At 73.0% G+C, this 18875-nt stretch carries 19 protein-coding genes and 4 tRNA genes; 5 read left to right on the top strand and 18 right to left on the bottom strand.

Annotated features, from left to right (window positions below; all coding sequences use genetic code 11):
• Positions 1-44: 44 nt before the first annotated feature.
• Both secE and VR894_RS01605 read right to left on the bottom strand, forming a co-directional pair.
• Positions 45-314: a preprotein translocase subunit SecE gene (gene secE, locus VR894_RS01610; RefSeq protein ID WP_324649549.1), complete on the bottom strand. Its 270-nt coding sequence runs from the start codon at positions 312-314 to the stop codon at positions 45-47.
• A gap of 60 nt (positions 315-374) precedes the next feature.
• Positions 375-447 (bottom strand) — tRNA-Trp (locus VR894_RS01605).
• Positions 448-648: 201 nt separating this feature from the next.
• On the opposite strand from VR894_RS01605, the gene VR894_RS01600 reads away from it, so the two are divergent.
• The 3 genes from VR894_RS01600 to VR894_RS01590 all read left to right on the top strand — a co-directional run bounded on the left by VR894_RS01600 (position 649) and on the right by VR894_RS01590 (position 4153).
• Complete coding sequence (locus VR894_RS01600; protein WP_324649548.1) at positions 649-1875, top strand: pyridoxal phosphate-dependent aminotransferase; 1227 nt, start codon at positions 649-651, stop codon at positions 1873-1875.
• A gap of 97 nt (positions 1876-1972) precedes the next feature.
• Positions 1973-3478, top strand: coding sequence for a sensor histidine kinase (locus tag VR894_RS01595; protein ID WP_324649547.1), 1506 nt, complete (start codon positions 1973-1975; stop codon positions 3476-3478).
• The gene (locus VR894_RS01590) at positions 3479-4153 is read left to right on the top strand and encodes a response regulator transcription factor (RefSeq protein WP_324649546.1); all 675 of its coding nucleotides are present in this window, start codon (positions 3479-3481) and stop codon (positions 4151-4153) included.
• Between the two features lie 112 nt (positions 4154-4265).
• Here VR894_RS01590 and VR894_RS01585 read toward each other — a convergent pair whose 3' ends face one another.
• The 3 genes from VR894_RS01585 to VR894_RS01575 form a co-directional block, all read right to left on the bottom strand.
• Positions 4266-4748 (bottom strand): hypothetical protein, encoded by a 483-nt coding sequence (locus VR894_RS01585; protein WP_324649545.1) that lies wholly within the window; start codon positions 4746-4748, stop codon positions 4266-4268.
• A 97-nt stretch (positions 4749-4845) separates the two neighbouring features.
• Positions 4846-5277 (bottom strand): hypothetical protein, encoded by a 432-nt coding sequence (locus VR894_RS01580; RefSeq protein WP_324649543.1) that lies wholly within the window; start codon positions 5275-5277, stop codon positions 4846-4848.
• Between the two features lie 115 nt (positions 5278-5392).
• Positions 5393-6604 (bottom strand): aminoglycoside phosphotransferase family protein, encoded by a 1212-nt coding sequence (locus tag VR894_RS01575; RefSeq protein WP_324649542.1) that lies wholly within the window; start codon positions 6602-6604, stop codon positions 5393-5395.
• 80 nt (positions 6605-6684) lie between these two features.
• On the opposite strand from VR894_RS01575, the gene VR894_RS01570 reads away from it, so the two are divergent.
• A complete protein-coding gene (locus tag VR894_RS01570; RefSeq protein ID WP_324649541.1) occupies positions 6685-7707 on the top strand; it encodes an adenosine deaminase in 1023 nt (340 codons plus the stop codon).
• On the opposite strand, the gene VR894_RS01565 is transcribed toward VR894_RS01570, so the two are convergent.
• The 8 genes from VR894_RS01565 to VR894_RS01530 form a co-directional block, all read right to left on the bottom strand.
• A complete protein-coding gene (locus VR894_RS01565; RefSeq protein WP_324649540.1) occupies positions 7704-8816 on the bottom strand; it encodes a UDP-N-acetylmuramate dehydrogenase in 1113 nt (370 codons plus the stop codon). The genes VR894_RS01570 and VR894_RS01565 overlap by 4 nt on opposite strands.
• Positions 8817-8851: 35 nt before the next feature.
• Positions 8852-10081 (bottom strand): MFS transporter, encoded by a 1230-nt coding sequence (locus tag VR894_RS01560; RefSeq protein ID WP_324649539.1) that lies wholly within the window; start codon positions 10079-10081, stop codon positions 8852-8854.
• Positions 10078-10491: a MaoC/PaaZ C-terminal domain-containing protein gene (locus VR894_RS01555; protein WP_324649538.1), complete on the bottom strand. Its 414-nt coding sequence runs from the start codon at positions 10489-10491 to the stop codon at positions 10078-10080. Before VR894_RS01555 ends, VR894_RS01560 begins: the two co-directional genes overlap by 4 nt.
• Entirely contained in the window at positions 10491-10964 is a 474-nt protein-coding gene (locus VR894_RS01550) for an FAS1-like dehydratase domain-containing protein (protein WP_324649537.1), read from the bottom strand. Before VR894_RS01550 ends, VR894_RS01555 begins: the two co-directional genes overlap by 1 nt.
• A gap of 18 nt (positions 10965-10982) precedes the next feature.
• A complete protein-coding gene (gene rpmG, locus VR894_RS01545) occupies positions 10983-11168 on the bottom strand; it encodes a 50S ribosomal protein L33 (protein WP_324649536.1) in 186 nt (61 codons plus the stop codon).
• Positions 11169-11199: 31 nt separating this feature from the next.
• Positions 11200-11273 (bottom strand) — tRNA-Met (locus VR894_RS01540).
• 60 nt (positions 11274-11333) lie between these two features.
• Positions 11334-11406, bottom strand: a tRNA-Thr gene (locus tag VR894_RS01535).
• A 160-nt stretch (positions 11407-11566) separates the two neighbouring features.
• Positions 11567-11648, bottom strand: a tRNA-Tyr gene (locus tag VR894_RS01530).
• Between the two features lie 99 nt (positions 11649-11747).
• On the opposite strand from VR894_RS01530, the gene VR894_RS01525 reads away from it, so the two are divergent.
• On the top strand, positions 11748-12251 hold the full coding sequence (locus VR894_RS01525) for a YajQ family cyclic di-GMP-binding protein (protein WP_324649535.1): 504 nt from the start codon (positions 11748-11750) through the stop codon (positions 12249-12251).
• Between the two features lie 34 nt (positions 12252-12285).
• Here VR894_RS01525 and htpX read toward each other — a convergent pair whose 3' ends face one another.
• The 5 genes from htpX to VR894_RS01500 form a co-directional block, all read right to left on the bottom strand.
• A complete protein-coding gene (gene htpX, locus VR894_RS01520; RefSeq protein WP_324649534.1) occupies positions 12286-13158 on the bottom strand; it encodes a zinc metalloprotease HtpX in 873 nt (290 codons plus the stop codon).
• A 2-nt stretch (positions 13159-13160) separates the two neighbouring features.
• Positions 13161-14531, bottom strand: a complete 1371-nt coding sequence (locus VR894_RS01515; RefSeq protein WP_324649533.1) for an FAD-dependent oxidoreductase — start codon at positions 14529-14531, stop codon at positions 13161-13163.
• A gap of 193 nt (positions 14532-14724) precedes the next feature.
• Positions 14725-15729 carry a polyprenyl synthetase family protein gene (locus tag VR894_RS01510; protein ID WP_324649532.1) on the bottom strand — a complete coding sequence of 335 codons (1005 nt, stop codon included), beginning with the start codon at positions 15727-15729 and terminating at the stop codon, positions 14725-14727.
• Positions 15726-17288, bottom strand: a complete 1563-nt coding sequence (gene nuoN, locus VR894_RS01505) for an NADH-quinone oxidoreductase subunit NuoN (protein WP_324649531.1) — start codon at positions 17286-17288, stop codon at positions 15726-15728. Before nuoN ends, VR894_RS01510 begins: the two co-directional genes overlap by 4 nt.
• Positions 17285-18874 carry an NADH-quinone oxidoreductase subunit M gene (locus VR894_RS01500; protein WP_324649530.1) on the bottom strand — a complete coding sequence of 530 codons (1590 nt, stop codon included), beginning with the start codon at positions 18872-18874 and terminating at the stop codon, positions 17285-17287. The genes nuoN and VR894_RS01500 overlap by 4 nt, the downstream gene beginning before the upstream one ends.
• Between the last annotated feature and the right edge of the window lies 1 nt (position 18875).

Below are 18875 nucleotides of genomic sequence, written 5' to 3'. Positions count from 1 at the left end.
GGGTACCAACTTTCTGCGTCGTAGTTCGGCTGTGGGCGACGGCGTCAGCCGCCGAAGACCCAGAGGGCGAGCCGCCCGAACGCCAGGTCGATGAGGCCCACGTAGGCCATGATCGCCAGCACGAAGACGATGACGACGACGAAGAACGTGAACAGCTCGTTGCGGGTCGGTCGGACGACCTTCTTCAGCTCGGCGATCACCTGCCGGACGAACAGCGCGATCCGCGCGAAGAGGCCACGCTTCTTGGTCGCCCCGGATCCGGCGCGGCCGGCACGCTCGGGCTTGCCCGACGTCGTGCTCGCGGACTCACTCACTGGCGGTTCCTCACTGGTCTGGGGTATTCGGGCCGAGACGTCGCACCGACGCCGCTGCTGCAGGGCAGGAGGGACTCGAACCCACAACCGCCGGTTTTGGAGACCGGTGCGCTACCAATTGCGCCACTGCCCTTCGGATGAACCCTGCCACCGGGCCGGTCGCGACCCCCCGCGAAGCGGACGAGCGCACGATCCAACCTGGCGGACGAGAGCCACCAGGCATCGAGTGTACGCGTCCCGGCGCGCTGGGTCGAACCCGACACGTCGTGACGCTCGTCGCGCCGGGGAGCGAGCAGCGCGACGGCCGAGCGAGCCGACATGACACGATAGTCCGGTGAGCGACCACACCAGCACCCCGACCACCCCGTCCCCCGCCCGCGTCTCCGCGCGCCTCTCGGCGATCGCCGAGTCCGCCACCCTGGCGGTCGACGCCAAGGCCAAGGCACTCAAGGCCGCAGGACGCCCCGTCATCGGGTTCGGCGCCGGCGAGCCGGACTTCGCCACCCCGCAGTACATCGTCGAGGCGGCCGTCGCCGCGGCCCAGGACCCGGCGAACCACCGCTACTCCCCCGCCAAGGGCCTGCCGGCCCTGCGCGAGGCGATCGCCGCCAAGACGCTGCGCGACTCCGGCTACGAGATCTCCCCCGACCAGGTCCTGGTGACCAACGGTGGCAAGCAGGCCGTCTACCAGGCGTTCGCGTCGATCATCGACCCGGGTGACGAGGTCCTGCTGCCCGCCCCCTACTGGACGACGTACCCGGAGGCGATCGCCCTCGCGGGTGGGACCACCGTCGAGGTCGTCGCCGGCTCGGACCAGGACTACCTCGTGACCGTCGAGCAGCTCGAGGCGGCCCGCACGCCCCGCACGAAGGCACTGCTGTTCTGCTCCCCCTCCAACCCGACCGGCGCGGTCTACTCCGGCGAGCAGACGGCCGCGATCGGGCGCTGGGCCCACGAGCACGGCGTGTGGGTCATCACCGACGAGATCTACGAGCACCTCGTCTACGACGACGCCGAGTTCACCCCCATCGTGCGGGCCGTTCCCGAGCTCGCCGACACGACCATCGTCGTCAACGGTGTCGCCAAGACCTACGCGATGACCGGCTGGCGCGTGGGGTGGATGGTCGGCCCGGCCGACGTCATCAAGGCCGCGACCAACCTCCAGTCCCACCTCACCTCGAACGTCGCGAACGTGTCCCAGCGCGCCGCGCTCGCCGCGGTGGCCGGCGACCTCAGCGCGGTCGAGACGATGCGGTCCGCGTTCGACGAGCGCCGCCGCACGATGGTGCGCATGCTCGGCGAGATCGACGGCGTGGAGATCCCCACCCCGCGGGGCGCGTTCTACGCCTACCCCAACGTCGAGGGACTGCTCGGGCGGACCATCCGCGGCCGCACCCCGCAGACCTCGGCCGAGCTCGCGGCGCTCATCCTCGACGAGGTCGAGGTGGCGGTCGTGCCCGGCGAGGCGTTCGGCCCCAGCGGGTACCTGCGGCTGAGCTACGCGCTGAGCATGGACGACCTCGTCGAGGGCATCGGCAGGATCCAGCAGCTGCTCGCCTGACCGCTCAGCGGGGCAGCGGCGACACGGGGGGCCCGGGCGATGCGCCCGGGCCCCCCGTTCTCATCCTGGTCTCATGCCGGTCCCCAATACTGGGCGGGTGAGCCTCCGCCGCCGTCCGCTGACCGTCCGCGCCCGCATCCTCGCGGCCGTTCTGGTCCTCAGCGCACTCGCGCTGGCAACGGCAGGCGGGACGGCGTGGGCACTGCAGCGCAACCGGGTGGACCAGGACATCCGCGCCTCGTTCGACCGCACGATCACCGAGCTGCGGACGCTCGCCGACACCGGTCTCGACCCCGACACCGGTGAGCCGTTCCGGGACTCCGACCGCCTCCTGTTCACGATGATGAGCCGCGAGGTCCCCGCGACCAACGAGGGCATGGTCGCCTTCGTCCGGGACAACCTGCGCTACCGGACCCAGGACATCGGGGTGCCGCTCGCCCTCGACCCCGAGTTCGTCCACACCGTCGCGGACGCGTGGCAGTCCGACACGGTCGTCTTCGGTGACGTCACGACCTCCCTGCGCGAGTACCGGTACGCCGCCGTGCCGGTCCAGGTCGGCGACTCCACGCCGGGCTCGATCGTCCTGGCCTTCGACCGGGGTGCCGAGCAGGCCAAGGTCGGTGACACCTTCCGGACCTACGCGATCGTCGCCGCGGTCTCGCTCGCCGTCCTCGCCGTCGTCGCCTGGGTGCTCTCCGGCCGGCTCCTGCGCCCGATGCGGACCCTGCGGGAGACGGCCGAGCAGATCAGCGACACCGACCTGTCCCGGCGGATCCCGGTCGACGGCCGCGACGACCTCGCCGAGCTGGCACGCACGTTCAACGACATGCTGGCCCGCCTGGAGACCGCCTTCCGCTCGCAGCAGCAGCTGCTCGACGACGCCGGTCACGAGCTGCGCACCCCCATCACCATCGTGCGCGGGCACCTCGAGCTCATGGACCCGACGGACACCCACGACGCCGCCGAGACGCGCGAGCTCGCGCTGCGCGAGCTGGACCGGATGCACCGGCTGGCGGACGACCTCGTCATGCTCGCCAAGTCCGAGGCGCCGGACTTCGTTCAGCCGGAGCCCACGCAGATCGCCACGCTCCTCGACAACGTCCTCGACCAGGCCCGCCAGCTCGGCCCGCGTCACTGGAGGGTGACCGAGCGGGTGGAGGCGGTCGCGGACCTCGACGCGCAGCGCGTGACGCAGGCCCTGCTGCAGCTCGCCGCCAACGCGGTGAAGTTCTCCGACGAGGGCACGACCGTCTGCCTGGGTGCCGGCCTGCGTGACGGCAACGTCGCCCTGTGGGTCCAGGACGAGGGCATCGGCATCCCGGCCGACCAGGTGAAGCGCATCTTCGAGCGGTTCGCCCAGGTCACCGGCCAGCAGGGGCGTTCGGGGCCGGGCTCGGGGCTCGGGCTCTCGATCGTGGCGGCCATCGCTGCCGCCCACGGCGGCCGGGTCGACGTCAGCTCCGAGCAGGGCAGGGGCTCCCGCTTCACCCTGCTCCTGCCCGCTCCCGGCATCGAGCCCAGCACCATCCCCGACGACGAGGTCGTCGTCGACCCCGACGACGAGGTCGCCGCATCCCGCGTCGACCAGGACGGAGGCAGGTAGATGTCGCAGATCCTCATCGCCGAGGACGAACCGGGCATCTCCTCGTTCATCACCAAGGGCCTGCGCGCCGCCGGGTACGCGTCCACGGCGGTCACCACGGGGCAGGAGGCGCTGGTGCTCGCGCTCAGCGGGGACGTCCAGCTGCTCGTGCTCGACATCGGCCTGCCCGACATGGACGGCTTCACGGTGCTGCGCCGGCTGCGCGAGGCGGGCTCGACGATCCCGGTCGTCATCCTCACCGCGCGGACATCGGTCGACGACACCGTCGCCGGGCTCGAGGGTGGGGCGGACGACTACATGCCCAAGCCGTTCCGCTTCGAGGAGCTGCTCGCCCGGATCCGGCTGCGGCTGCGGCAGGGTGAGCAGACCGGCCAGGACACCAGCGTGCTCGCCTTCGGCGACCTCTCCCTCGACCTGCGCACCCGGCACGCCACCGTGGCGGGCACGGAGGTCGAGCTCTCCGCCCGTGAGTTCTCCCTGCTGGAGACCTTCCTGTCCCACCCCGGGCAGGTGCTCAGCCGCGAGCAGCTGCTCGACCGGGTGTGGGGCTACGACTTCGACCCCGGCTCCAACGTCGTCGACGTCTACGTCCGCTACCTGCGCAAGAAGGTCGGCGCCGAGCGCATCGTCACGGTGCGCGGCATGGGCTACCGCCTCGTCGACATCACCCGCTGAGTCGCCCCGGTCTCACGCTGCTCCCGACGACCGGGCCGCCTCCCGTGCTGCGTGCGACGTCGTCGCGCGCACCAGCGGGCCCGGCACCACGCGGGTGCCGGGCCTCACCCGGTCAGTCGGCGGAGTCCGCGGACACGGCGCTGCCCGACGACGCCGCGCTGGCCGCGGAGCCGGCCGAGGCGGGGCTCGCGGCGCTGGCCGGGGTCATGGGCGTCGTGGCACTGACCGGGCTCGCGGGGCTGGCGGCGCTGGCCGGGGTCACGGGTGTGGTGGCACTCGCCGGGCTCGCCGGCGTCGCGGGGCTCGGGGCGCTCGCCGGCGTCGCGGGGCTCGGGGCCGTCTGAGGCGTGGGGGCGGACGGCGTCGTCTGGGCGGTGACGGCGGAGCCCGCGGAGGGCGAGGCGGGATCGGTGGCCCGGGCGTCGGCCTGCTCGGTGGCGGTCGGGACACCGGTCCGCGCGGAGGGGGCGGCGAGGTCGATGCCGGGGCCGGCGGCCTCCTCCGGCTCGTCGGCCGTGGCGCTGATGACGCTGCCACCGAGGACGGCGACCGCACCGAGCGCTCCAGTGATCACCCAGGTCCTGCGCGAGTTCATCATGTGTCTCCTGTCGTCGATCGGCGGACTGCCTGATGACCCCCACTCAACCCGGCTCTCGTGAGACGACGAGGAGCCGCGGATGAGGGGTCTCTCATCAGTCGCCGGAGTCGGCGCTGGGGGCGGTCTGCGGGCTGGGGGCGGTCACCGGGGTCGGGGCGGAGACGGTCGTCGGCGCGCCGGCCGGCGCGGCCGGGGCCTGCGGCTGGGGCTGCTGCACCGCCGGGGCCTGCGGCTGCTGCGCCGGCGGTGGGGCAGCCGGCGGCTGCGCGGGGGGCGCGGGCGGTGCGGGGTCGGGTGTCGGCGCGGACGGGACGGTCTGGGCGCTCGTGTCGCTCGTCGCCTCCGCCGGGTCCGTCGCGCGGGTGTCCGGGCCCGTCGTCGGCGACTTCGTCTCCTGCACGGACACCCGCACCGCGGGTACTGGCGCGTACTCGGGGGGCGTGGTCATGGCCCCTGCCGCCCAGGTGGCGGCCCCCGCGCCCAGGACACCGAGCGCGCCCGTCGTGAGCCAACGGCGTGCCGTCATCGTCCGGTCCTCCTCGTGTGCGTCCGTCGCACCTCGCTCCAGCCAAGTCCGCGCAGATGAGACGCCGAGGAGCGAAGGATGAGAGCTCTCTCATCTTGGCCGGTCGGTGGGACCCTCACGGGCCGGCGAGCCAGCGCTCGGCCTCGGCGAGACGCCCCTCGGCGTCACTGCGCCAGTCGGGGGCGCCACGGCGACGGGCGCCCGCGACGAGGGAGAGCACCACTCCCGCCGCTCGGGCGTGGAGCGCGCCGGGGTCGACCCACTGACCGCACATGGCCGTCCACGTCTCCAGGACCACGGGGACGCCGGGGTAGGTCCGCGGCGCGAGGTGCGGCAGCACACTCACGTGCGCGAGCAGGCACGCGAGGTCGTCCACGCGGTGCCCGGGGCCGAGGGCGTCGACGTCGAGCACGGTGCTCACCCGGCCCTCCGTCATGAGGAGGTTCGCCTCGTAGAGGTCACCGTGCGTCGGCGCGACCGGCCCCGGGTCGGTCCTCGCCAGCGCCGCAGCGATGCCGTCCGCGAGCCGCTCGATGCGGTCCGCGTGCTCGGGCAGGACGACGCTCGCGGCGTGCGCGTAGTGTCCCGACCTCTCGGCCCACGCGGATCGGCGTGGCAGTCCCAGCGCCGTAGCGGGGAGCCGGTCGAGGACGGTGACGACGTCGCTCAGCACGGACCGCGCGCGCGTCACGTCCATCCCCCGTGCGAGCTCCCCCGCGAGCGACGTGCCCCGGCCGGCGCGGATGGCGAGCAGGCCGTCGTCGTCGGCGTGGAGCACCTGCGGCGCGGGCACCCCCGCCTCGGTGAGCATGACGTGCCGCGAGGCGAGGTCGCGCAACGTCTTGGGGCGCACGACCTTGACGTAGACCTCACCGTCGCTCAGCGACGCACCCCTGGCGCGGACGACCGCGCGCCGCAGCGGGCGGTAGGCCAGCAGCTCGACGGACGGCGCCTCGGCCACACCCAGCCGCTCGGCGAGCCGGGCGGGCGAGCAGGCGTCCGCGAGCGCGGGCAGCTCCGGGTCGGCGGGGTGGCGCCACACGTGGACGACGCTGCGCCCGCTCTCCAGCCGCACCAGGCCGAGGCCGGGCGGGGCGGTGACCCTGCCGGTCGTGGCGCAGAGGTAGTCCTCCTCGCCGCCCTCGCCGGCTCGGACGGTGTAGCCGACGGTCACGCCCGCCCCGGGGCGGTGGTGGACGGCGTGGACGCTCCACGGCCCCAGCGTGGCGCCCTCGGCCGCGAGCGCCGCCTGGAGGACCTCCCCGGCCTCCGGGCCGGTGAGCAGGGCGACGTCGTCCCGCTCGGTCCGCGACACGGTCTCGTCCATGAGGAACAGTCCACCACGTCCGGGCGCGGCCGGGAGTCGCGTCGGCGGCCCGCCTTCCGGGCCCGTGGGAGACTCGGCGGGTGCGGGACCTCACGACGCTGCCCAAGACCCACCTGCATCTGCACTTCACCGGCTCGATGCGGCCCACGACGCTGGCCGAGCTCGCCGAGGAGGCCGGCATCCGGTTGCCGCCGGCCCTGCTGGACGGCGTCGCCCTGCGGGTACCGGCGGGTGAGCGCGGCTGGTTCCGCTTCCAGCGTCTGTACGACGCCGCCCGCGCCGCCGTCCGGTCGGAGCGGGCCATGCGACGGATCGTGCGGGAGGCCGCGGCGGACGACGCCGCGGAGGGGTCGCGGCGGCTGGAGATCCAGGTCGACCCGACGTCGTACGCGCCGTTCGTCGGTGGCCTGACCCCCGCGCTGGAGATCGTGCTCGACGAGGCGCGCGCCGCGAGCCGGGCCACCGGCGTCGAGGTCGGCGTGGTCGTCGCCGCCTCCCGCACCCGCCACCCCCTGGACGCCCGCACGCTCGCGCGGCTCGCCGTGGCGTACCAGGACGAGGGCGTCGTCGGCTTCGGGCTGAGCAACGACGAGCGGCGCGGCGACACGAGCGAGTTCGCCGGGGCCTTCTCCATCGCCCGGCGGGCCGGCCTGGCCAGCCTGCCCCACGGCGGTGAGCTGCTCGGTCCGGACCACGTGCGTGACGTCCTGGCGCACCTCGGCCCCGCGCGGCTGGGCCACGGCGTGCGTCTCGCCGACGACCTGCCGCTGCTGGAGAAGGTGACGGAGGCGGGCATCGCGCTGGAGCTGGCGCCCGCGAGCAACGTCGCCCTCGGGGTCTACCCCACGGCCGCCGACGTCCCGCTGCGCAGGCTGTACGAGGCCGGCGCGATCATCGCGCTCAGCGCCGACGACCCCCTGCTGTTCGTCTCCCGGCTCACCGACCAGTACCGCATCGGGCGCGAGGAGCACGGGATGGACGACGCCATGCTCGCCGGCCTCGCCCGCAGCTCGGTGCGGGCGAGCCTGGCGAGTGAGGCCAGCAAGCGGCGGTGGCTGACCGAGATCGACGGCTGGCTCGCCACGCCGCCGGCGGACGGCTAGAGCGCCAGGCCCACGAGGACGGGCTCGGGGACGAGCTCGACCCCGAACCGCTGCCGGACGCCGTCGCGGACGGTCCGGGCGAGCCCGAGCAGGTCCTGCGCGGACGCGGCGCCGCGGTTGGTGAGCGCGAGGACGTGCTTGCCGGAGAGCGCCGCCCGCTGCGGGTCCCCGAACCCGCGCTCGAAACCGGCCCGGGAGATGAGCCACGCCGCGGAGGTCTTCACCCGGCCCTGTCCCGCGGGGAAGCGCGGGGCGTCCGGTGGCAGGAGCGAGTCGGCCTCCTCCGCCGGGAGCACCGGGTTGGTGAAGAACGACCCCGCCGACCACGTGTCCGGGTCACCGGAGTCCAGCACCATGCCCTTGCCGCGCCGCAGCGCCAGGACCGCCTCGCGCACGCGCGCCGCGGGCGCGCTCTGCCCCAGGTCGACGTCCAGCGCCTGGGCCAGCTCGGCGTACCGCACCGGCATCGACGCGGAGCCCTGGGCGAGCTGGAGACCGACCTCCAGGACGACGTAGCGCCCGGTGGGTCCCCACGTGCGCCCACCGCCGGCGTCCGGGTCGGCCAGCGAGCGCTTGAGGACGCTCGTGCGGTACCCGAGGCCGAGCTCGCCCACGGCAAGGGTGTGGGTGCGCTGCGTGAGGCGGTCGTACACGCGCACGGAGGCGAGCGTCTCGCCGACCTCCTGGCCGTAGGCCCCGACGTTCTGCACCGGTGTCGCGCCGGTCGAGCCGGGGATGCCGGAGAGGGCCTCCACCCCCCGCCACCCCTCGGCGACGGCGGTCGCGACGACGTCGTCCCACGGCTCCCCCGCCGGGACGACGACGGAGGTCCCGAAGCAGGCGGCGGCGTCCTCCACCCGCAGCCCGCGTCTACCGTCCCGCACCACGCGTCCGGGGAACGGGGCGTCGGACGCCAGCAGGTTGGAGCCGCCGCCGAGGACGAGGAGCGGCGTGCCGGCGTCGTCGGCGTCGCGCACCGCCTCGACCAGCTCGGTCTCCGACGTGGCGTCGACGACGTCGGTCACCGGGCCGCCGACACGGAAGGTGGTGAGCCCGGCCAGGGTCGTCGGTGGGGCCGCGGCCTGCTCGCGGACGCTGCTGCTCGTCACCCGTCCAATCTAGACGGGCGCGGTGGTCGCGCGCGTCAGGAGGCGGCCGCGCCCCCGGCCGGGCGGGCAGCGACGGTGTCGGCCGGCGGCTGCGCGACCCTGCTGACGACGAAGCCCACGAGGAGCGGGACGGCGATCGCGAGCATCGCGCGCCGGTAGCCGACGTGCTCGGCGAGCAGCCCGAGGAGCGGGGGCCCGGCGAGGAACGCGAGGTAGCCGATCGATGCGACGACCGACACCCGCATCGCGGCCTTGAGGGGCTCGTCACCGGCCGCGCTCATCCCGACCGGGAAGCCGAGCGCCGCGCCGAGCCCCCACAGCACCCCGCCCAGGAGCGCGAGCCACAGCCACGGCGAGAGGCTGAAGACGAGCAGCCCGGCCAGCGCCAGGAGGGTCGTGCCACGCAGCACCGCCACCCGGCCGAAACGGGCGAGCAGCCACTCCCCCGCGAGGCGCATCACGGTCATGGCGGTGACGAAGACCCCGAAGCCGAGCGCCCCCACGGCGTTGGACGTGCCGAAGCCGTCGACGACGCCGAGCGCCAGCCAGTCGTTGGCCGCGCCCTCGGTGAGCGCGAAGGCCAGCACCATGACACCGATGAGGATCGTCCGCGGCTCGCGCCAGCCGCCGAGAGCCGCGGCGAGGCGCCGTCGCCGTCCTCCACCCGCGGCAGGCTCACCCGGGGCGTGCGGGAGGAACCCGCGGGTGGCCACCGTGGTCCCGACGACGATGGCGAGGAGGACGACGGCGAGGTGGGCGACGACGGAGACGTGCAGGAACGCGGCGAGCGCCCCGACCCCGGCGCCCGCCACCGTCCCGAGCGAGAACCCCGCGTGGAACCGGGGCATGATCTGGCGGTCGACGGCGTGCTCGACGGCACCGCCCTCGAGGTTCATCGCCACGTCCCAGCCCGCCACGCCCACCATCGCCAGGAGCAGCCCGGCCGCGAGCAGGCCCACGACGTCGAGCTGGAGGCCGAGCATGACGACGACGAACCCGCCGGAGGACACCAGGGTCGCGCCGAGGACCGTGCGGGTGCTGCCGAAGCGCTGCGCGACCCCACCCGTCAGGGGAAGCGCGAGCATGGACCCGACGGAGCCCACGAGGAGCAGCAGCCCCATCTGGCCGGGGCTGAGCCCGAGCGCGTCCCGGACCGCGGGCAGCCGCGAGACCCAGTTCGCGAAGAGGAACCCGTTGAGGGCGAAGACGACGAGGACGGCGGTGGCGGCGCGCCGTCCGACGTCCTGCGCGGCGGTCCGGCTCACCGCAGGCGGACCACGGCCTGCGCCTTGGCGAGGACGCTGGTGCCTGCCACGGCGACGGTGAGGTCGACGCGCACGGTGCCCGCGTCGTCGTCCACCGCCCCGACCCGCCCCGTGACGTCGAGGCCGACCTCGCCCGGGTCCGGGACGACGACGGGTCGGGTGAAGCGCACGCCGTAGTCGACGACGGCGCCGGGGTCACCCGCCCAGTCGGTGACGGCGGCGGCGGCCAGCCCCATCGTGGCCATCCCGTGCGCGATGACGCCGTCCAGGCCGACCTCCCGGGCGACGCGCTCGTTGTAGTGGATGGGGTTGAAGTCGCCGGACGCGCCGGCGTACCGCACGAGCAGCGCGCGGTCGACGGTGAAGCTGCGGGTGAAGAGCTCGTCCCCGACGGTGAGCGCGGTGCCCATCAGCGACCCTCCCCACGGACGGCGAGCGTGGAGCGCACGGTGGCGACCGGGGCGCCGTCGTCGTCGACGATCTCGGCGCGGGTGCTGACCATGGCGATGCCGGCCCGCTCGGTGACGGAGTCGACGTGGACGGTGGTGCGCAGGAGGTCCCCGGCGACGATCGGCCGGTGGTGGGTGAAGCGCTCCTCGGCGTGGACGACGCGGGAGAAGTCGATCCCGGACTCCGGGTCGGCGATGTAGGCCTGCTCGGCGCGCTGGGCGACGACGACGGCGAAGGTCGGCGGTGCGACGACGTCGTCGTAGCCGAGCTGCCGGGCGGCGTCCCTGTCGGTGTGGGCCGGGTGCTGCGAGCCGGTGGCGGCAGCCATCTCGGCGATCTTCACCGCGGAGACGGGGTAGGTCTCGCTCGGGGCATAGGAACGCCCCACGAGCGTCGTGTTGACGCTGGTGGGGCGGGCTGGGCTGTCGGTCACCCGGTCAGCGTAGGCCAGTCAGCGGGTCTCGCGGTGCACCGTGTGGGCGTTGCAGCGGGGGCAGTGCTTCTTCATCTCGAGCCGGTCGGGGTTGTTCCGACGGTTCTTGTTGGTGATGTAGTTGCGCTCCTTGCACTGCTCGCAAGCGAGCGTGATCTTGGGGCGAACGTCGCTGGACTTGGCCACGTGTTTCCTCGCGTTCATCGGGGGCCCCGGGAGGAGCCGTGTCGTGCAGTAGCGGGGGCGGGACTCGAACCCGCGACACCACGATTATGAGCCGTGTGCTCTAACCACCTGAGCTACCCCGCCACGATCGGCGCCATGGCCGGCACGCCATAGTACGTGACGCACGACGTTGACGTCGATCGGAGCCCCGAAAGGGAATCGAACCCTTGACCTTCTCCTTACCATGGAGACGCTCTGCCGACTGAGCTATCGGGGCGGCGCTGACGAGCGTACATGCTCGACCGGGCCAGGAGGAAATCGGGCAGGAGTGCCCTTCCTCACGCTGCGGCACCGGCGGCGCGGGCCCGCTGCCCGCGGACCCGGACAGCCCGGACGGCAGCAGCCCGGACCCCTAGGGGTCCGGGCTGCGGCTCGCGTGGCGGGTGCAGGATTCGAACCTGCGAAGCATTCCGCGGCTGATTTACAGTCAGCTCCCTTTGGCCGCTCGGGCAACCCGCCTTGGTCCGTGAAGGACGCGATGGAAGAATAGCAAGCCGCGGCGGGTGCTCCTAACCGGCGCCTGCGTGATCCCCCTCGCACCGACCCAAGGAGACAGCGATGGCAGCCGACTCGTCGTTCGACGTCGTGAGCAAGATCGACCGTCAGGAGGTCGACAACGCCCTCAACCAGGCCGCGAAGGAGATCGCCCAGCGCTACGACTTCAAGGGGGTCGGCGCCTCCGTCGAGTGGAGCGGCGACGACGCCATCCTCATGAAGGCCAACTCCGAGGAGCGCGTGCTCGCCGTCCTCGACGTGCTCCAGAGCAAGCTCATCCGCCGTGGCGTGTCCCTCAAGGCGCTGGACACCGGCGAGAACGAGCCGCAGGCCTCCGGCAAGGAGTACCGCCTCGTCGGCACCCTCAAGGAGGGGCTGAGCTCGGAGAACGCGAAGAAGATCACCAAGCTCATCCGCGACGAGGGCCCCAAGGGCGTCAAGACCCAGATCACCGGCGACGAGGTGCGCGTGTCGGGCAAGAAGCGCGACGACCTCCAGGAGGTCATCGCCCTCCTCAAGGACGCCGACGACATCGACGCCGCCCTCCAGTTCGTCAACTACCGGTAGCCGTCCGGCACTGCCCGGGAGCCGGCCCGCGAGGTCAGCGGTAGCCGGCCAGCGCCTCGAGGCGGGCGATGCGCTCGGCCATCGGGGGGTGCGTCGCGAAGAGCTTGGCCATCCCGCCGCCCCGGAAGGGGTTGGCGATCATCATGTGCGAGACGTCCTCGAGGCGCGGGTCGGGCCGGAGCGGGGACGCCGCGGTCCCGCGCTCCAGCTTCGCCAGCGCCGAGGCCAGCGCCATCGGGTCACCGGTGAGCTGGGCGCCGTCCTCGTCGGCGTCGAACTCCCGGGTGCGGGAGATCGCCAGCTGGATGAGCGAGGCGGCGATCGGCGCGAGGATCGCCGTGGCGAGCATCGCCAGGACGTTGCCGCCACGGTCGCGCCCACCGCCGAAGAACAGCATGAACTGGGCGGCAGAGGTGATGAGCCCGGCGATCGCCGCGGCGACCGACGACGTGAGGATGTCGCGGTTGTACACGTGCATGAGCTCGTGCCCGAGCACCCCGCGCAGCTCGCGCTCGTCGAGGATCTGCAGGATCCCCACCGTGCAGCACACCGCCGCGTTGCGCGGGTTGCGGCCGGTGGCGAAGGCGTTGGGCTGGGCGGTGGGCGAGATGTACAGGCGCGGCATCGGCTGGCGGGCGGTCGTGGAGAGCTCCCGCACGATGCGGTACATGCCCGGCGCCTCGGCCTCGGAGACCGGGCGGGCACCCATGGCGCGCAGCGCGATCTTGTCCGAGTTCCAGTAGCTGTAGAAGGTCGTGCCCAGCCCGATGAGCGCGAAGATCCAGATGAACGAGCTGGAGCCCGTCCCGCCGGCGACGAGGGCTCCGATACCCAGGAGGACCGCCCACATCAGGCCGAACAGGGCAGCAGTCTTGACGCCGTTGAGGTGCCGTCGACTGCTGTCCATCCTCAGGTGTTCTCCTCACCCCGTGAGACACGGGTCATCTCGTCGCGGGGCACGACCTTGATGCGTTCGCGCCCCTCCGCTTCTCCCAGTGAACGCTCGTAGGCGTCGAGCAGTTCCCAGCCCGCCCAGCTCGTCGTCCGAGTCCCACGGTCCTCGAGCTCGGCGATGAGCGCATCCGGATCGCTCGGGGCGCTCCCGGGGCGCACGGTGCCCTGCTCGACGTCGCTGACGAGGTGACCGATGGTCTGCTGGGCGTCGGACTTCGTCGAGCCGATGAGGCCGACCGGCCCGCGCTTGATCCAGCCGGTGGCGTACAGGCCCGGGACGATGACGCCGTCCCCGTCGAGCACGCGGCCCTCGTCGTTGGGGATGACTCCCGCGACGTCGTCGAAGGCCACCCCGTCCAGCGAGGAGCTGAAGTACCCGACCGCGCGGTAGACCGCCTGGACGGGGGTGTCGACGAACTCGCCGGTCCCGCGGACCGTGCCGTCCCCCGCCAGCTCCGTGCGCTCGGTCCGGATCCCGGTGACCCGGTCGGTGCCGAGGACCTCGACCGGCCGGTGGAGGAAGTGGAGGTGGATGCGGCGCGAGGCGGTGAGTTCCTCCGGGTCGCGCAGCGTCCAGTCGGTGAGGGTCTTGACGACCTGCTTGGTCTGGTTGGTGGAGCGGATCGCGGACATCGACCCCTCGTCGAACTCGAAGTCCTCGGGGTAGACGACGACGTCGACGTCGGGCACCTTGCCCAGCTCCCGCAGCTCCAGCGGGGTGAACTTCGCCTGTGCGGGGCCGCGGCGGCCGAAGACGTGGACGTCGGTCACCGGGTTGCTGCGCAGCCCCTCGGCGACGTTCTCCGGGATCTCCGTCGGCATGAGGTCCTCGACGTGCTTGGCGAGGATCCGTGCGACGTCGAGCGCGACGTTGCCGACCCCGAGCACGGCGACGCTCTGCGCCTCCAGCGGCCAGGTGCGCGGCACGTCGGGGTGGCCGTCGTACCAGGCGACGAAGTCGGCCGCGCCGTAGCTGCCCGGCAGGTCGATCCCCGGGATGGGCAGCGGGGCGTCGCGGTCGGCACCGGTGGAGACGATGACGGCGTCGTAGTGCTCGCGCAGCCGCTCGATCGTCACGTCCGTCCCCACGTCGACGTTGCCGACGAAGCGCACGTCGCCGCGGGAGAGGATCTTCTGGAGCGCGACGATGATCTGCTTGATCCGCGGGTGGTCGGGGGCCACGCCGTACCGGACCAGTCCGAAGGGCGCCGGGAGTCGCTCGTACAGGTCGATCGAGACCTCGAGCCCGCTCTTGGACAGGATGTCGGCGGCATAGATGCCGGCCGGGCCGGCACCGATGAGGGCAACGCGCAGTGGACTGGTCACAAAGCCTCGTCTGGTCGTGGAGGGACGGTACGAAATCCGGCGTCCAGTCTATGCGGTGCCGCGCGACCCACCGCCCGCTGTGCGCCGCATCACGGCCGTGCCCCAGCCCCTCACCACCCTCGCCGAGAGCGGAGTTGTTGCACCGACGCGCGTCAACAACTCCGCTCTCGGCGGCAACGAGGGGGCTGCAGGGTCAGGCGAGGCGGTCGACCATGAGGCCGGCGAAGTCCGTCAGGGCGTCCTTGACGGTGCCGTCCGGCAGCGGCTCGAGCTCGGCGACGGCGTCGCGGGCCCACCGGCGGGCGAGCTCACGCGCCTCCTCGAGCACCTCGTGGTCCCGCAGCTCCTCGACGGCGGCGCGCAGGGCGGCGTCCGACCCGAGGTCGCTGCGCAGCCGCTCGAGCACCGCGGCGCCGGCGTCGTCGAGCCGACCCTCGGCCGCACGCCGCTGGAGCAGCAGCACCGGCATGGTCGCGACGCCCTCACGCAGGTCGGTGCCGGGAGTCTTGCCGGTGGTCTCCGCGTCGGACGCGAGGTCGATGACGTCGTCGGCGAGCTGGAAGGCCACGCCGACCTTCTCCCCGTACCGCTCGAGCACCGCGGCGATCTCCTGCCCCGCACCGCTGAAGACGGCGCCGTACCGGGCGGACGCCGCGATGAGGGAGCCCGTCTTGTCCGCGAGCACCTGGATGTAGTGCGCGATCGGGTCCTCCCCGTCGCGCGGGCCCAGGGTCTCGTGCAGCTGGCCCAGGCACAGGCGCTCGAAGGTCTCGGCGTGCACCCGCACCGCCTCGGCGCCGAGCGAGGCGACGAGCTGGGACGCCCGGGCGAAGAGCAGGTCGCCGGTGAGGATGGCGATCGAGTTGTCCCAGACCGCGTGGGCGGTGGGCGCACCGCGGCGCAGGGCCGCGGAGTCCATGACGTCGTCGTGGTAGAGCGTGGCGAGGTGGGTGAGCTCGACGGCGACGGCGGCCCGCCGGACCTCATCGTGGCCGCCGCTGCCCAGCTCGGCGGTCAGCAGGGTCAGCGCCGGCCGTAGCCGTTTGCCTCCGGCCGCGGCCAGGTGCTTGAGCGGACCGTCGACGAGCTCGTCGGCGCCCGTCACGGCGCGCATGAGCTCCTCCTCGACGGCGGCCATGCGGCCGGCGAGGCGGTCCTGCAGCTCGTCGTCCCCGAGCGGGAGGCTGGACGTCGTCACGGGAGGAACGTCGCCGCCTGCCCGGCGAGGTCGAGGACCGGCCCGGGCACCACACCCAGGAGCACCGTGCCGAGCGCGCAGACGGCGACGGCGACCGAGGTCATCCCCTCCGACTTCACGACGGCGGTGCGCTCGCCGTCGGGCTCGGTGAAGAACATGAGCACGACGAGCCGGATGTAGAAGAACGCGGCGGCGGCGCTGGCGAGCACGGCGAGCACGACGAGGACGGTCGCGCCCCCGGCGACACCCGCGGCGAACACCGCGAACTTCCCGATGAAGCCACCGGTGAGCGGGATCCCCGCGAAGGACAGGAGGAACAGCGTCATCGCCAGGGCGAGACCGGGGCTGCGGCGGCCCAGGCCCGCCCACTGGGACAGGTGCAGCGCCTCGCCGGTGACGGTCCCGGCCGCGTCGCGCTCACGGACGAGCGTGACGACGGCAAAGGCGCCGACGGTGGCCAGCCCGTACGCGAGGAGGTAGAAGAGGACCGCTCCGATGCTCTCCTGGACGAGCGCGATGACTCCGACGAGGACGAAGCCGGCGTGGGCGATCGAGGAGTAGGCCAGCATCCGCTTGACGTCCGTCTGGACGAGCGCGATGACCGTGCCGACGAGCATGGTGAGGATCGCGATGCCCCACATGACCGGCTCGAGGTCCCAGCCCAGTCCCGGCACGACGACGTAGACGAAGCGCAGCAGGGCACCGAAGGCGGCGATCTTGGTGGCCGCCGCCATGAAGCCGGTGATCGGGGTGGGGGCGCCCTGGTACACGTCGGGGGTCCACATGTGGAAGGGCACCGCACCGACCTTGAACAGCAGCCCGATGATGACGAGCATGCTGCCCGCGAGGAGCAGGCCGTCCATCCCGACGGTGCTCGGCACGGCGACGGCCAGCTCGGACAGGCGCACGCTCCCGGAGAAGCCGTAGAGCAGCGCCGCGCCCATGAGGAAGAACGCCGAGGAGAAGGCACCGAGCACGAAGTACTTCAGCGCGGCCTCCTGCGAGAGCAGCCGGCGGCGCCGTGCCATGCCGGACAGGAGGTAGAGCGGCAACGAGAGGACCTCGAGCGCGATGAACATCATGAGGAGGTCCCCCGCGGCGGGGAACAGCAGCATGCCGCCCGTCGCGAACAGCACGAGCGGGAACACCTCGGTCTGGCTCAGCCCGGCGCGCTGGGCCTCGTCCTCGTCGGGACCACCGGGCCGCGTCGCGGCCTGGGCGGCGAAGGCGTCCTCGCCCCACTCGGAGCGGTCGGCGATGACGAGCAGGCCGATGAGCGCGACGAGCGCGATGATGCCCTGCGCGACGAGGGCGGGCCCGTCCTCGATGAGGGAGCCGCCGGCGATCTCCTGCGGGCCGTCGACGCTGACGACCGTCCACCGCCAGACCACCGCGACGAGCGCGGCGGCGACGGCGACGGCGGCCAGGGCGACCTGGGTGCCGCGGCGTGCGCGGCGGGGCACGAACGCGGCGACGAGGATGCCGAGGAGGCCCGCGCCGAGCACGATGAGGACGGGCGTCAGGGCCGCCCAGTCGATGTGCGGTGCGACGAAGTTCACTGCTCGCTCCCCTCGGCGATCGCGGGTGCCGCGTCGCTCGATCCGTCAGGTCCGGCCACAGCTGCCGCGTCCAGCGCGCTGGGCTGCTCGATCGCGGCCTCCTCGGCCACCGGTCGCAGGACGTCCATCACCGGGCCGGGCACGAGGCCCAGCGCGAGCATGGCGGCGACCAGCGGGGCCACCACCCACTTCTCGCGGGCGCCGAGGTCCGGCAGTGCCGCGAGGGTCTCGTTGCGCGGTCCGGTGAACATCCGCTGGTAGGGCAGCAGGATGTACAGCGCGGCGATGATGACGGCCAGCACCGCGAACACCGCGGCGACGATGTTCACCCGGAACGTGCCCAGGAGCACGAGGTACTCGGGCACGAAGCCGGACAGCCCGGGCAGCGCGATGGTCGCGAGGCCCGCGGTGAGCCAGGTGCCGGCGAGCACCGGCGTCACGCGCTGCATCCCGCCGTACCCGGCGATGGTCTGCGTCCCACCGCGCTGGGTGAGGAAGCCGGAGATGAGGAACAGGGCGGCGGTCGAGACGCCGTGCGCCACCATGTAGAGCATCGCGCCGGTGAGGGCGACCTCCTCGCGCACGAAGATGCCGAGCACGATGAAGCCGAAGTGCGACACCGAGGTGAAGGCGATGAGGCGCATGACGTCGCGCTGTCCCAGCGCGACGAAGGCGCCGTAGAGGATCGAGACGACGGCCAGCACGATGATGACCGGTGCGGCCCAGCGGGAGGCCTCGGGGAACAGCGGCAGGCACAGCGCAAGCATCCCGAAGGTGCCGACCTTGTCGAGCACGCCGACGAGGAGCGCCGAGGTGCCGGGCGAGGCCTGCTGGGCGGCGTCGGGCAGCCAGGTGTGGACCGGCCACATCGGCGCCTTGACGGCGAAGGCGATGAAGAAGGAGATGAAGATCCACCGCTCCGCCCACACGCCGAGCTCGGAGCCGGCGAGGTTCTCGATGAGGAACCCGTCCGCGCCGCCGGGCCCCAGGATCCCCAGCGCGATGACGCCGACGAGCATGATGAGGCCGCTGGCCAGGGAGTAGATGAGGAACTTGATCGCGGCGTAGCGGCGCTTGGGTCCCCCGTAGCTCCCGATGAGGAAGTAGACGGGGACGAGCATCGCCTCGAAGACGACGTAGAAGAGGAAGACGTCACGCGCCGCGAAGACGGCCACCATGGTGGCCTCGAGGAGCAGCACGAGGGCGACGAAGCCGGCCTGGCGGCGGGCGACGACGGCGCCCTCCGGCACCACCTCCTGCTCACGCCACGCGGCGAGCAGCGCCACCGGCACGAGGAACACCGACAGGCCGACCATGGCCAGGCCCAGGCCGTTGATGCCCAGGGCGTAGGAGACCCCGAGCTGGGGGATCCAGGACAGCTGCTCGGTGAACTGGTACTGGGACGCCGCGCCGAGGTCGAAGCCGGTCGCCATGACGACGAAGCCGGCGAGGACGACGAGGGACACGGCGACGCCGATGGTCCGGGCGGCGCGCTGGAGGCCGGGCACGAGCCAGATCACCGCGGCCGCGACGAGCGGCACGACGATGAGGATGCTCAGCCAGGGAAGGTCGCTGATGGTCTGCATA

Origin of the sequence: Georgenia sp. H159 (genome assembly GCF_035607575.1) — a bacterium.
Taxonomy (GTDB): Bacteria; Actinomycetota; Actinomycetes; order Actinomycetales; family Actinomycetaceae; genus Oceanitalea.
The sequence above is the reverse complement of the archived record's forward strand: the minus strand, read 5'-3'. Positions and strand labels throughout refer to the sequence as shown.